The organism is Sulfitobacter sp. W074, from assembly GCF_025142275.1.
Taxonomy (GTDB): Bacteria; Pseudomonadota; Alphaproteobacteria; order Rhodobacterales; family Rhodobacteraceae; genus Sulfitobacter; species Sulfitobacter profundi.
This window is the reverse complement of the sequence record NZ_CP081130.1, coordinates 687,393-701,090: the sequence shown is the minus strand read 5'-3', so window position 1 is coordinate 701,090 and position 13,698 is coordinate 687,393. Positions and strand designations below refer to the sequence as shown.

Genomic DNA, 13,698 nt, shown 5'->3' with positions numbered 1-13,698 from the left:
CCGCTCAATCCGCTGATTTCATTGCCACGGCGGCCACCGCCCCGTCATGCACCAACACCTCAGACCAACGTGCGGTCTGGCCCAAACGCTCATAGGCGTTGACGAAAAACGCCGTTTTGTCGAGCGTGCCAATCCGCTTGCCGCAGGGTTTGCCCTTGCCCACGCCACAGACACTGGCCTTGATCGCCTCATAGGCCGCGTCGGTCTCGGCGATGGGCAGGTTTTCCCCTCCCGGGCCATAGTGCAACTGCTCATAGACCGAGGGCGTGCCGAACAAGACATTGGCCGCCGTCAACTGGCGTGCGCAGTCATCCGCAAAACCGGTGATGTAGAAACTGCGCGCCCCCGCGCTGCCGGGTTGCGAATCGAACAGCCGATAGCCCCGCGCCGCAGGTTCTTCGACCATCTTGCCCAAATCTTGCTCTCGCACATCACAGACGCGGGCGACCTCCCCAAAAGGCAGGGCGGTGCCAAAGCCGATCTCGGCAACCTGAGGCGCCGGCGCGGAGGGCGCCATGCCGCAGGCCGAGGGAAGCGCTGCCATGATCAAAAGGCCGATGCGTCGTTTCATGCTCTGCTCCCCGTTGCTTGTCAGGCAGTTAGCGCAGCCACTGCTTGCCGTCCACTGACGGGCGGAAAAAGGGCGGATCTGCGCGAGGGGCGAGATCAGATTTCCTCGACCTCCATCACCCCATCAAGCGAACGGATCGCGCCCTTGATCTGCGGTGTCACCGGGAACTCGCGCCCCAGATCAACCTCGACCTCGCCGGGCAGGCTTGGGTTTATCAGGCAGAACTGCACCGGCCCCTTCCCCGCCGCTTTGACCGCTTGACGCGCGCCATCAAGCACATCGGCCACCGATTGAATGGCCCCCGGCCCGTCGATGAAAACGCGCAGTCCCATGCTGCCCGCATCCGCAACCGCCGCGTCGATCGGGCCGATGCCGCGTGCCAAAAGCTTCAACTGGTCGCTTTCCATCGTGGCCTCGACCGTAACGACGACCTTGGAGCCGACCTCCAGATGATCGCGCGACGCCTCCAGCACGTCAGAGAAGATCGTCACCTCGTAGCCGCCTGTGGTGTCCGAAAGCTGCGCAAAGGCAAAGCGGTTGCCCCGCGCCGACTTGCGCTCTTGCCGTCCGGCGACCACGCCCGCCAGCCGCGCGTTCATCGCGCCGCGGGTGCTGACCTTTTCGTTCAATTCGTCCAGCGTGAGGAAGGGCAAGCCCGCCTCGCGCGCCCATTTGCGTTTCAAGGGCGGCATGTAGTCATCAAGCGGATGGCCCGAAAGATAAAAGCCCACGGCCTTGAATTCCTCGGCCAGCCGCTCCGCCGATTGCCAGTCATCGCAGGGCAGCATCCGCGGTTCGGGCAGATCATCGCCTGCCTCACCAAAGAGCGACACCTGGTTGCTGGCTTTCTGCTCATGGATCGCCGCGGAGTAGCTGACCAGCCCGTCGAGCGATTGGAACACCCGCCGCCGGTTGCTGTCGAGCTGATCGAAGGCACCCGAGCGCACCAGCATCTCAAGCGGGCGCTTGCCCACGCGCTTGAGGTCCACCCGACGGGCGAGATCAAAGAGCGTGGCAAAGGGCTTATCGACACCGTCGACCTTGCGCCCCTCGGTCACCAGCCGCATCGCCTCAAGCCCGACATTTTTCAGCGCGCCAAGCGCATAGACCAGCGCGCCGTCGACCACTTTGAAGGTCGCATCCGAGCGGTTCACGCAGGGCGGCACCCAAGGCAGTTCCAGCCGCTTGCGCACTTCCTCGAAGTAAACCGCCAGCTTGTCGGTCAGGTGGATGTCGCAGTTCATCACCCCGGCCATGAACTCAACCGGATGGTTCGCCTTTAGCCAAGCGGTCTGGTAGCTGACCACCGCATAGGCCGCGGCGTGGGACTTGTTAAAACCGTAGTTGGCGAATTTTTCCAGAAGGTCGAAGACCTCTGCCGCCTTCTTTTTATCGACCCCATTGGCCATCGCGCCCTTTTCGAATTTGGGGCGCTCCTTGGCCATTTCCTCGGCGATTTTCTTACCCATCGCACGGCGCAACAGGTCCGCGCCGCCAAGCGAGTAGCCCGCCATGACCTGCGCGATCTGCATCACCTGTTCTTGGTAAACGATGATGCCTTGGGTCTCTTCAAGGATGTAGTCGATCGACGGGTGCACGGATTCCAGCTCGCGCTGGCCATTCTTGACCTCGCAATAGACCGGAATGTTCTCCATCGGGCCGGGACGGTAAAGCGCCACGAGCGCCACGATGTCTTCGATACAGGTCGGCTTCATGCGCTTGAGCGCATCCATCATGCCGCTGGATTCCACCTGAAAGACCGCGACCGTCTTGGCGCTGGAGTAAAGCTTGTAGGTCGCCTTATCATCGAGCGGGATCGTGGCCACGTCATCCACGTGCCCCTCTGGCGGCTCATAAATTTGGCGACCATCCGCGGCGAGGTGCAGATGCCGCCCGCCCGCTTTGATCTGATCAAGCGCGTTTTGGATGACGGTGAGAGTCTTCAGGCCCAGAAAGTCGAATTTCACCAGCCCGGCCTGTTCGACCCATTTCATGTTGAACTGCGTCGCTGGCATGTCCGAGCGCGGGTCTTGGTAAAGCGGCACCAGATGGTCCAGCGGCCGGTCGCCGATGACCACACCCGCCGCGTGGGTCGAGGCGTTCCGGAGCAGCCCTTCGACCTGCTGGCCATAGGTCAGCAAGCGGTCCACGACCTCTTCGTTCTTGGCCTCTTCGCGCAGGCGCGGCTCATCCGCCAGCGCCTTTTCGATGGAGACGGGTTTCACCCCTTCCACCGGGATCATCTTCGACAGACGGTCGACCTGCCCGTAGGGCATCTGCAACACGCGACCAATATCGCGCACCGCCGCCTTGGACAAAAGCGCACCGAAGGTGATGATCTGCCCCACCTTGTCGCGGCCATATTTCTCTTGCACGTAGCGGATCACCTCTTCGCGGCGGTCCATGCAAAAGTCGATGTCGAAGTCGGGCATCGAGACCCGCTCGGGGTTGAGGAAACGCTCGAACAGAAGCGAATAGCGCAGGGGGTCGAGGTCGGTGATGGTCAGCGCATAGGCCACGAGTGACCCCGCACCCGAGCCCCGCCCCGGCCCCACGGGAATGTCATTGTCTTTGGCCCATTGGATGAAGTCGGCAACGATCAGGAAGTAGCCGGGAAACCCCATGCCTTCGATGATGCCGAGCTCAAAGTCGAGCCGCTTTTGGTAGTCCTCGACGCTGACCGCATGGGGGATCACCGCCAAACGCGCCTGTAGCCCCTCGTTGGCCATGCGGCGCAGTTCGGCCACCTCATCGTCGGCGAACTTCGGCAAGATCGGGTCGCGTCGGTAGGCCATGAAGGCGCAGCGTTTGGCGATCTCGACAGTGTTGCTTAGCGCTTCGGGCAGATCGGCGAAAAGCGTCGCCATCTCGGCCTGCGACTTGAAGTAATGCTGCGCGGTCAGGCGACGCCGGGGCTGGCTTTGGTCAACATAGGCACCCTCGGCGATGCAGATCAGCGCGTCATGGGCCTCGTACATATCCGGTTTCGGGAAATAGACATCGTTGGTCGCAACCAGCGGGATATCCATCGCATAGGCCATCTCGATAAAGCCGCGCTCGGTCAGACGCTCGGGCTCGGGCTGTCCGCCGTCTTCGGGGTGGCGCTGCAACTCGACATAAAGCCGGTCGCCAAAGGCACCCTGCAGCCGGGCCATCAACGCCTCTGCCGCCGGGCGCTGGCCGCCTTGCAAAAGCATCCCCACCGGCCCCAACGGGCCACCCGTCAGGCAGATGAGATCGGCGCTCAGCGCCTCAAGCTCCGCCAGCGTCACCTCGGCCACCGCGCCCCCCTTGTCGAGGTAGAGGCAGGAGTTCAGCTTCATTAGGTTTTCATAGCCCAATTCGCTTTGCGCCAGCAGGACCACCGGTGCGGGCGGGCGCGGCTTCTCACCCGGCTGCACCTCGACATAGGCGATATCGACCTGACAGCCGATGATCGGCTGCACGCCCGCGCCCGCCATGGCGACAGAGAATTCGAGGGCGGCGAACATGTTGTTGGTGTCGGTCAGCGCCAGCGCGGGCATGCCCGCATCGCGGCACATGCCGGGCAGTTTTTTCAACCGCAGCGCGCCCTCCAGCAAGGAATACTCGGAATGGCTACGCAGGTGAATGAATCGGGGATCATTGGACATGGCGCATTTTTACGCCACCCACCCCAAAGGCACCAGCACCGGATCGCACCCAGCGCATTTTTCGCCCAAGGTATTTTTTCTTGCCAAAACGCCCCCCGCCCCGCTAGCCTAACCTCTACCTCGCCCGCGCCCGGTTCTACGCCGCATCGAACCCCGCGCACCGTTATGGGCCACTTTGTACTGCGGCGGATGAGAACCAATGGACATCACTTTTCTTCTCAATGGAGAAGTCGTGTCACTCTCCAACGTGTCCCCGACCACCACCCTGCTCGACTGGCTGCGCGAAGAGCGTGGCCTGACCGGCACCAAGGAGGGCTGTAACGAGGGCGACTGCGGAGCCTGTTCGGTGATGATCACCGATGAAAACGGCAGCCGCGCGCTCAATGGCTGTATCCTGTTTCTGCCGCAGGTGAACGGCAAGGCCGTCACCACGGTCGAGGGCATGGCGAGCGCCGATGGCACGCTGCACCCGGTGCAGGAGACGATGATAGAGCATCACGGCAGCCAGTGCGGGTTCTGCACGCCGGGCTTCGTGGTCTCCATGGCCACGGCGCATCTCAATGGTGCGACGGATCATGACGTGCAACTGGCTGGCAACCTTTGCCGCTGCACCGGCTACGCCCCGATCATCCGCGCCGCGGAGGCCGCCGCAGGCGCGCCGGTGCCCGCCCATCTGCGCAGCCTGAAAGACACGTTGGCGCAGGACATCCCCGCGCCTACCAAAGCCGATGGCGCGCCGCATGTGCAGCCCGAAAGCAGCGATGAACTCGCCGCTTGGTATCTCGACAATCCCGATGCCACGCTGATCGCCGGGGCGACGGACGTGGGCCTTTGGGTCACCAAAGGCTTCCGCGATCTTGGCGCCGTCGCCTTCCTCAACCGCTGCGCCGATCTGCGCGGCATCACCGAGGACGAAACCGGCCTGCGCATCGGTGCAATGACCACGCTGACCGAGGTAGAGGCAAAGCTTGCCCCCCTGCATCCCAGCTTGGGTACCATGCTGCGCCGCTATGGCTCGACGCAGGTGCGCAACGCGGCGACGCTGGGCGGCAATATAGCCAATGGCTCGCCCATCGGGGATGGCCCGCCCGCGCTGATTGCGCTTGGGGCGACCCTGCAGTTGCGGCGCGGTAATGCGCGACGCGAAATAGCGCTTGAGGATTTCTTTCTCGACTACGGCAAACAAGACCGCGCGGCGGGAGAATTTGTCGAAGCCATCCTCATCCCCCGCCAACATGACACCCTGCGCTGCTACAAACTGTCGAAACGCTTCGATCAAGATATTTCGGCGGTCTGCGGCTGTATTTCGATCACCGGCAATGGCACCGAAATCCTCACCGCGCGCATCGCCTTTGGCGGCATGGCGGCAACACCGAAACGCGCTGCTGCGGCTGAGGCGGCGCTGGTCGGCCAACCGTGGAGCGAAGACACCATCCGCAAGGCGATGGCAGCGATGACCGACGATTTCACCCCCCTCTCGGACATGCGCGCCTCTGCCAGCTACCGGATGGAGGCGGCGCAAAACATGCTGCTGCGCTATTTCCATGACGCCAACGGTCAAGCCACCAACCTGCAGGAGGTCTCGGCATGAGCGTTGCAAAGCCCCTTCCCCATGACGCCGCGAAGCTCCATGTCACCGGTGCCGCGCGCTATGTAGACGACATCCCCACCCCGCGCGGCACGCTGCATCTGGCCTTTGGCCTCAGCCCCGTCGCGGCGGGCGAATTGACGGCGCTTGACCTCGACGCCGTGCGGTCTGCGCCCGGCGTGGTCAAAGTGCTGACTGCCGATGATCTCCTCCATGACTGCGACACCTCACCCTCGAACCATGACGAGCCGCTTTTGGCGACGGGCGAAATCCATTTCGCGGGCCAACCGCTCTATCTGGTCGTGGCCACCAGCCACCTCGCTGCCCGTCGCGCCGCGCAACTGGGCAAACCACAGATCACCCCGCGTGATCCGATCCTGACCGTCGAGCAGGCGCTCGCCGCCGACAGCCGGTTCGAAGACGGCCCCCGCATCTACCAGAAGGGCGATGCCGAGGCCGCGCTCTCCAAGGCCAGCCGCCGCCTCTCGGGCCAGATCGAGATGGGCGGGCAGGAGCATTTCTATCTCGAAGGTCAGGCCGCCATGGCGCTGCCGCAGGACAACGGCGACATGCTGGTGCATTCCTCGACCCAGCACCCGACCGAAATTCAGCACAAAGTGGCCCATGCCATTGGCCGCCCGATGCATGCCGTGCGGGTCGAGACCCGGCGCATGGGCGGTGGTTTCGGTGGCAAGGAAAGCCAAGGCAACGCGCTGGCGATTGCCTGTTCTGTCGCCGCGTCTCTGACGGGCAAACCCTGCAAAATGCGCTATGACCGCGATGACGATATGATCATCACCGGCAAGCGGCATGATTTCCGCATCGCTTACGACGCAGGCTTTGACGAGACGGGGCGCATCACCGCGCTGGACGTGACCCATTACACCCGCTGTGGCTGGTCGATGGACCTCAGCCTGCCCGTGGCCGACCGCGCCATGCTGCACGCCGACAACGCTTACCATCTGCACGACATCCGCATCACCTCGCACCGCTTGCGCACCAATACCGCCAGCGCCACGGCGTTTCGCGGTTTTGGCGGGCCGCAAGGGGTGGTCGGTATTGAGCGGGTCATGGACCATATCGCTCATGAACTGGGCCTCGACCCGCTCGCCGTGCGCCGGGCGAATTACTACACCGACAACGCCCACCGCCCGACCGAGGTGGAGGCCACCGGCACCGCGATCGACAACCGCACCCCACCGGATGCAGAGGCCGATCTATCCTCTCGCGGCGCGCCCCCTGCGCCGACTGGCAAGGCTGCGATCCCTGAAACCCCGTCGGACGTGCAGACCACGCCCTATCAGCAGCCGGTCACCGACTGTATCATCAATGCACTGACCGACCGACTGGTTGAGAGTGCCGACTACAACGCCCGCCGCGCCGCCATCGCCGAATGGAACGCCGCAAACCCGTTACTGAAACGCGGCATCGCTATCACCCCGGTTAAATTTGGCATCTCCTTCACGCTCACCCACCTCAATCAAGCGGGCGCGCTCGTGCATGTCTATCAGGATGGCTCGATCCACCTGAACCATGGCGGGACCGAGATGGGGCAAGGGCTGTTCCAGAAGGTTGCGCAAGTCGCCGCGTCGCGCTTTGGCGTCTCGCCCGAGGCGGTCAAGATTACAGCCACCGATACCGCCAAAGTGCCCAACACCTCGGCCACGGCGGCATCTTCCGGGTCAGACCTCAACGGGATGGCCGCGCAAAACGCCTGTGACACGATCCGCGACCGCATGGCGACGCATCTGGCCGAACGCTACCAGACCACGCCGGATCAAGTGCGGTTCACCGACGGCATGGTGCAGATCGGGGGCGAAGAGATCACCTTTGCCGCTGCCGCCGCTTCGGCCTATGAAAACCGCGTCAGCCTTTCGGCCACGGGATTCTACAAAACGCCCGACATCGAATGGGACCGCATCGCCGGACGCGGGCGGCCATTCTACTACTTCGCCTATGGTGCCGCCTGCACCGAAGTGGTGATCGACACGCTGACCGGCGAAAACCGCATTCTGCGCACTGACATCCTGCATGACGCGGGCGCCTCGCTGAACCCGGCGCTGGACATCGGCCAGATTGAGGGCGGATACGTGCAAGGCGCGGGCTGGCTCACGACCGAGGAACTGGTCTGGGACGAAACCGGCACCCTGCGCACCCACGCGCCTTCGACCTATAAAATCCCCGCCTGCTCCGACCGGCCGCCCGTGTTCAACGTGAAACTCTGGGACCAGCCAAACCCGGCGCAGACGGTCTACCGCTCCAAAGCCGTGGGGGAGCCGCCCTTCATGCTGGGCATCTCGGCCTTCATGGCGCTGTCGGATGCGGTATCGGCCTGCGGAGAGCGCTACGCCGATCTGCAAGCGCCCGCCACCGCCGAGGCCGTCCTTGCCGCCGTGGGACGGGCGCGGGAATGAGCGCGGTTTATGTCGAGGTCACCGCCACGCACGGATCGGCCCCGCGTGATGCGGGCACGGCGATGAAAGTCACGCCGGACAGCATCGACGGCACCATCGGCGGCGGCGCGTTGGAGCATCAGGCGATTGCCCATGCCCGGCGCCTGCTGGCCGAAGGGCGTTTCGAGGACAGCCAAACCCTGCCTCTCGGCCCCGGCCTTGGCCAATGCTGCGGCGGCGCGGTAAGCCTGCGCTACACTGCCGCGCCCCGCCCGCTCGACAACCCCACGCCGCTGCCGCTGGACGCCACATTCGAGAGCGACACGCCCCTCTGGCTTTGGGGGGCGGGGCACGTGGGCCGCGCGGTGGTGGCCGCCTGCCCAGCCAGTGCCTTTGCCATCACATGGATCGACAGCGCGACGGACCGTTTCCCCAAAGACGTGCCGCCCCATGTCACCGCCACCCCCGCCGCCGACATGCCGCGCCTTGCCGTCCACGCGCCGCAAAACGCGTATCACCTGATCTTCACCTATTCCCATGACATCGACCTCGCCCTCTGCGCTGCCCTGCTTAAACGCGGGGCAGAGAGTGTCGGCTTGATCGGCTCTGACACAAAAAAGTCACGGTTTTCCCGCCGCTTGCGCGACATGGGGCTGGATCCCTCTGGCATCATCTGCCCTATTGGCGATAAGTCGCTGGGCAAGCTGCCCGCCCAGATTGCACATGGTGCGTTGATCTCTCTCATCGCCCGGACCCAGACAAAGGTTTCCGCATGACTGACAAACTTCTCGACCTCTCTGGGTTGACCAAGGCCTACCCCGGCGTCGTCGCGAACGATGACGTGTCCTTGCGGATCGCCCCGGGTGAGGTCCACGCCCTGCTGGGCGAGAATGGCGCGGGCAAATCCACACTGGTCAAAATGATCTACGGGCTGGTCAAACCTGACGCGGGTCAGATGCAAATGCGGGGCGAGAACTTTGCCCCCACCGATCCCCATGCGGCACGACAGGCGGGCGTCGGCATGGTGTTTCAACATTTCTCGCTTTTCGATGCGCTCAGCGTGGCAGAGAACATCGCCCTCGGCATGGAAAACCCGCCGCGCATGCGTGAGCTGAGCCAGCAAATCCGCGATGTGTCGGATACCTATGGCCTGCCGCTTGCCCCTGACCGCACCGTCGGCGATCTGTCGGCAGGCGAACGTCAGCGGGTTGAGATCATCCGCTGCCTGCTGCAAGAGCCCAAACTGCTGATCATGGACGAGCCGACCTCAGTCCTAACGCCGCAAGAGGTTGAAATCCTGTTCAAAACCCTGCGCAAGCTCAGCGCAGAGGGCACCGCGATCCTTTATATCTCGCACAAGCTCGAAGAGATCCGCAGCCTTTGCGACAGCGCGACGATCCTGCGGTTGGGCAAGGTCGTCGGCCATTGCACCCCGCGCGAAACATCCGCGCGCGACATGGCTGAAATGATGGTCGGCTCGGCGCTGAAAACGCCCACGCGCGACAGCAAAGAACCGGGCGAAGTGACGCTGACGCTCAACAAACTCTCGGCGCGGTCGCCCCATGCTTTCGGCATGCCGCTGCGCGAGATTTCGGTCGAGGTACGGCGCGGTGAGGTGCTGGGCATCGGCGGCGTTGCGGGCAATGGGCAGGATGAATTGCTCAACGCTCTCTCGGGTGAAACGCTGGTCGGCGCGGGCATGATCACCTTTGACGGGCGCGACATCGGCCTTCTGGGCCCCACCGCCCGCCGTGCGCTTGGCGTGTTGACCGCGCCCGAAGAGCGGCTGGGCCATGCTGCCGTTCCGGATATGTCGCTAACTGAAAACGCGATGCTGACCGGTGCCGCCCGCGAAGGGCTGGAGCGGGGCGGCATGCTCGACTGGGGCAAGGCGCGCAGCTTTGCCGAGAAGATCATCAAGACATTCGACGTGCGCACCCCCGGCCCCGGCAATGCGGCGCGCTCGCTCTCGGGTGGGAACCTGCAGAAATTCGTCATCGGACGCGAGGTCCTGCAACGGCCCGAGCTGCTGGTGGTGAACCAGCCGACTTGGGGTGTCGATGCCTCTGCCGCCGCCGCGATCCGGCAGGCGCTTTTGGACCTCGCTTCCGGCGGCACCGCCGTGATCGTCATCAGCCAAGACCTTGATGAGTTGATGGAGATTTCCGACAATTTCGCCGCCCTGAACGAGGGCCGCCTGTCGCCGACGCGCCCCGCGCAGGGGCTGACGGTCGACGAGATTGGCCTGATGATGGGCGGCGCGCATGGCATGGAGGTGGCGCATGTTTGACGCAGCCTCCGTATCTTTCACTCTGACCATTGGGGGTGATCTGTGATCCGCCTTGAAAAGCGCCCGCAGCCCAGCCGGGCCCTTTCCCTGTCGACGCCGATCATGGCGGTGCTGGCCACTTTCATCTTCGGCGGGCTCTTGTTCGCCGTGCTGGGCAAAGACCCGGTCGAGGCGCTGCAAACGATCTTTTGGCAGCCGCTGTTTGGCGAATATGCCTTTTATTACCGCCCACAACTGCTGATCAAAGGCGCGCCCTTGGTGCTGATCGCCATCGGCCTCAGCCTTGGGTTCAAAGCGGGCATCTGGAACATCGGGGCCGAGGGGCAGTACATCATGGGCGCCATCTTTGGCGCGGCTGCGGGGCTGGCGTTCTACCCTGCCGAAGGGTGGTACATCTTCCCGCTGATGGTGCTCGCGGGCGCCTTTGGCGGTTGGCTTTGGGCGATGATCCCGGCCCTTTTGAAGGTGCGTTTTGGCACGAATGAAATCCTCGTCTCGCTGATGCTGGTCTATGTGGCCGAGCAATTCCTTGCTTCTATGTCATTGGGTTTGCTGAAGAACCCCGAAGGCTATGGCTTTCCCGGCTCGCGCAACCTGCAACAATATGCGCCCGCGCATAACGCCGAGCTTTTCGCGGGGTCCGGCATGCATTGGGGCGTGGTCGCGGCTCTCATCGCGGTGATATTCGCCTACGTCCTACTCGCCAAACACCGGTTGGGCTTTGCCATCCGCGTGACAGGCGAGGCCCCCCGCGCCGCACGTTTCTCGGGTGTGAACCCGGCGCGGCTGGTGTTGTTTTGCCTTGGCACCTCGGGCCTGCTCGCCGGGCTTGCGGGGATGTTTGAGGTCGCGGGCCCCTCGGGTCAGATCACCATCGACTTTAACGTGGGCTATGGGTTCACCGCGATCATCGTGGCCTTCCTTGGCCGTCTGCACCCCATCGGCATTCTGCTCGCAGGCGGATTGATGGCGCTGACCTACATCGGCGGCGACATCGCGCAGTCCAACCTCGGCCTGCCCGCCGCTGCGATCCAAGTGTTCCAAGGGATGCTCCTGTTCTTCCTGCTCGCGCTGGACGTTTTCACACATTACCGGCTGCGTCTTGGCGCGGCGGAGGCTGCCTGATGGATCTCTCTGCAATCAACCCGCTCTTGTTTGTCGCAGGCTTCCTTGTCGCGGCCACACCGCTGATTTTTGCCGCCATCGGCGAATTGGTGGTCGAGAAATCCGGCGTGCTGAACCTCGGCGTCGAAGGCATGATGATCACTGGCGCGATCTGCGGCTTTGCCACGGCGGTTGAGACCGGCTCGCCGCTTTTAGGCTTTGCCGCCGCTGCTGTTGGCGGTGCCGTCCTCAGCCTGCTCTTCGCCTTCCTGACGCAGGTGGCGCTGGCCAATCAGGTCGCCTCTGGCCTATCACTCACCCTCTTTGGCCTCGGCCTCTCGGCGCTGATCGGCCAAAGCTACGTCGGGATCAAACCGCCACGGTTGGGCGATATCGACTTTGGCCGCTTGGCCGACATTCCCGTCATCGGGCCGATCCTCTTTACCCATGACATCATCCTTTACCTGGGCATCGCGCTGGTCGCCGGGGTCTGGGCGGTGCTGAAATTCACCCGCGCCGGGCTGATCCTGCGCGCGGTGGGCGAAAGCCACGACGCGGCCCATGCGCTTGGCTATAAGGTTAAACGCATCCGCACGATGGCAATCTTGTTCGGCGGGGCCTGCGCGGGCTTGGGCGGCGCCTACATCAGCCTGATCCGTGTGCCGCAATGGACCGAAGGCATGACCGCCGGGATCGGCTGGATCGCCCTTGCCCTCGTCGTCTTTGCCAGCTGGAAACCATGGCGCGCGCTGCTGGGTGCCTATCTTTTCGGCGGCATCACCCAGTTGCAGTTGAACTTGCAAGGCGCGGGCGTTGCCATACCGGTAGAGTATCTGGCAATGTCGCCGTATATCATCACCATCATCGTTCTGGTGGTGCTGTCGGCGGATAAAAGCGCCGCGCCGGCCTCACTGGGCCGAACCTTCCACGCCTCAAACTAGGGGCATCACGTCACGCGGCCCTGCGCCGCACATCAAGCCCCAGCAAGGGGCACGTAAACAGGGGAAACCTCATGAAACTATCCACCCTTATGACCAGCGCGGCACTTGCGCTCGGCCTTGCTTCGGGCGCTGTTGCCCAAGACAAGACCAAGGTCGGCTTTGTCTTTGTTGGCCCCGTGGGCGACGGCGGCTGGACCTACGAGCATAACGAAGGCCGCTTGGCCGTCGAAGAAGAGTTCGGCGATAAGGTCGAAACCGTCTTCGTCGAAAGCGTTGCCGAAGGCCCGGACTCTGAGCGTGTGATGACCCAGATGGCGCTCGACGGTGCCGACCTGATCTTCACCACCTCCTTTGGCTACATGGACCCCACGATCAACGTCGCTAAGAAATTCCCCGACGTGAAGTTCGAGCACGCCACCGGCTACAAACGCGCCGACAACGTCTCGACGTACTCCGCGCGTTTCTACGAAGGCCGTGCCATTCAGGGCCACATTGCGGGCTCGATGACCGAGAGCAACATCATCGGCTACATCGGCTCCTTCCCGATCCCCGAAGTGATCCGCGGCATCAACTCCGCCTATATCCACGCCAAGAAAGTGAACCCCGACGTTCAGTTCAAAATCGTCTGGGCCTACACATGGTTTGACCCGGCCAAAGAAGCCGACGCCGCCAAGGTTCTGATCGAACAAGGCGCTGACGTGGTCCTGCAACACACCGATTCCACAGCACCCCAAGCGGCGGCACAGGAAGCGGGCAACGTGATCACCTTCGGTCAGGCGTCCGACATGGCGCAATACGGTCCCAAGCCGCGCGTCTCTTCGATCATTGACGACTGGGCACCCTACTACATCGAGCGCGTCAAAGCGGTCATGGACGGCACATGGGAATCCACCGACACATGGGACGGCATCGGGCCGGGCATGGTCGGCATTGGCGAGATCTCTGACGCCGTTCCCGCCGACGTGAAAGCCGAAGCGCTGGAAATGAAAGACAAGATCGCATCGGGCGAATACCACCCCTTCACCGGGCCGATCAACAAACAGGACGGCTCCGCTTGGCTGGCCGAGGGCGAGACCGCCGATGACGGCACGCTCGCGGGCATGAACTTCTATGTCGAAGGCATCGAAGGCACGATCCCGCAGTAAGCCGAACCGGCTCACAGATGACAGGGGCGTGCGG

Annotated in this window: 9 protein-coding genes; 7 read left to right on the top strand and 2 right to left on the bottom strand. The window is 63.4% G+C overall.

All coding sequences use genetic code 11. The annotated features are described in order from the left end of the window. Positions 1–4 precede the first annotated feature (4 nt). On the bottom strand, positions 5–571 hold the full coding sequence (locus K3762_RS03430; protein ID WP_132444587.1) for a hypothetical protein: 567 nt from the start codon (positions 569–571) through the stop codon (positions 5–7). A 95-nt stretch (positions 572–666) separates the two neighbouring features. After that, complete coding sequence (dnaE, locus tag K3762_RS03425) at positions 667–4,203, bottom strand: DNA polymerase III subunit alpha (RefSeq protein WP_120350287.1); 3,537 nt, start codon at positions 4,201–4,203, stop codon at positions 667–669. A gap of 199 nt (positions 4,204–4,402) precedes the next feature. Between dnaE and xdhA the strand changes: the two genes are divergently transcribed. The 7 genes from xdhA (at position 4,403) to K3762_RS03390 (ending at position 13,664) form a co-directional block, all read left to right on the top strand. Beyond that, positions 4,403–5,794 carry a xanthine dehydrogenase small subunit gene (gene xdhA / locus K3762_RS03420; protein ID WP_132444591.1) on the top strand — a complete coding sequence of 464 codons (1,392 nt, stop codon included), beginning with the start codon at positions 4,403–4,405 and terminating at the stop codon, positions 5,792–5,794. Then, complete coding sequence (gene xdhB, locus K3762_RS03415) at positions 5,791–8,205, top strand: xanthine dehydrogenase molybdopterin binding subunit (RefSeq protein WP_132444593.1); 2,415 nt, start codon at positions 5,791–5,793, stop codon at positions 8,203–8,205. The genes xdhA and xdhB overlap by 4 nt, the downstream gene beginning before the upstream one ends. Next, positions 8,202–8,960 (top strand): xanthine dehydrogenase accessory protein XdhC, encoded by a 759-nt coding sequence (gene xdhC, locus K3762_RS03410; RefSeq protein WP_260011493.1) that lies wholly within the window; start codon positions 8,202–8,204, stop codon positions 8,958–8,960. The genes xdhB and xdhC overlap by 4 nt, the downstream gene beginning before the upstream one ends. Then, positions 8,957–10,474, top strand: a complete 1,518-nt coding sequence (locus K3762_RS03405; RefSeq protein WP_132444597.1) for an ABC transporter ATP-binding protein — start codon at positions 8,957–8,959, stop codon at positions 10,472–10,474. The genes xdhC and K3762_RS03405 overlap by 4 nt, the downstream gene beginning before the upstream one ends. Positions 10,475–10,516: 42 nt before the next feature. Then, positions 10,517–11,599 (top strand): ABC transporter permease, encoded by a 1,083-nt coding sequence (locus tag K3762_RS03400; protein WP_132444599.1) that lies wholly within the window; start codon positions 10,517–10,519, stop codon positions 11,597–11,599. Further along, the gene (locus K3762_RS03395; protein ID WP_120350281.1) at positions 11,599–12,519 is read left to right on the top strand and encodes an ABC transporter permease; all 921 of its coding nucleotides are present in this window, start codon (positions 11,599–11,601) and stop codon (positions 12,517–12,519) included. Before K3762_RS03400 ends, K3762_RS03395 begins: the two co-directional genes overlap by 1 nt. Positions 12,520–12,590: 71 nt before the next feature. Then, entirely contained in the window at positions 12,591–13,664 is a 1,074-nt protein-coding gene (locus tag K3762_RS03390; protein WP_120350280.1) for a BMP family ABC transporter substrate-binding protein, read from the top strand. The last annotated feature ends 34 nt before the right edge of the window (positions 13,665–13,698 follow it).

Bases quoted from the DNA above. Each gene is read 5' to 3' on its own strand.
- K3762_RS03430 (WP_132444587.1), bottom strand. From the start codon at position 571: ATGAAACGACGCATCGGCCTTTTGATCATGGCAGCGCTTCCCTCGGCC.
- dnaE (WP_120350287.1), bottom strand. From the start codon at position 4,203: ATGTCCAATGATCCCCGATTCATTCACCTGCGTAGCCATTCCGAGTAT.
- xdhA (WP_132444591.1), top strand. From the start codon at position 4,403: ATGGACATCACTTTTCTTCTCAATGGAGAAGTCGTGTCACTCTCCAAC.
- xdhB (WP_132444593.1), top strand. From the start codon at position 5,791: ATGAGCGTTGCAAAGCCCCTTCCCCATGACGCCGCGAAGCTCCATGTC.
- xdhC (WP_260011493.1), top strand. From the start codon at position 8,202: ATGAGCGCGGTTTATGTCGAGGTCACCGCCACGCACGGATCGGCCCCG.
- K3762_RS03405 (WP_132444597.1), top strand. From the start codon at position 8,957: ATGACTGACAAACTTCTCGACCTCTCTGGGTTGACCAAGGCCTACCCC.
- K3762_RS03395 (WP_120350281.1), top strand. From the start codon at position 11,599: ATGGATCTCTCTGCAATCAACCCGCTCTTGTTTGTCGCAGGCTTCCTT.
- K3762_RS03390 (WP_120350280.1), top strand. From the start codon at position 12,591: ATGAAACTATCCACCCTTATGACCAGCGCGGCACTTGCGCTCGGCCTT.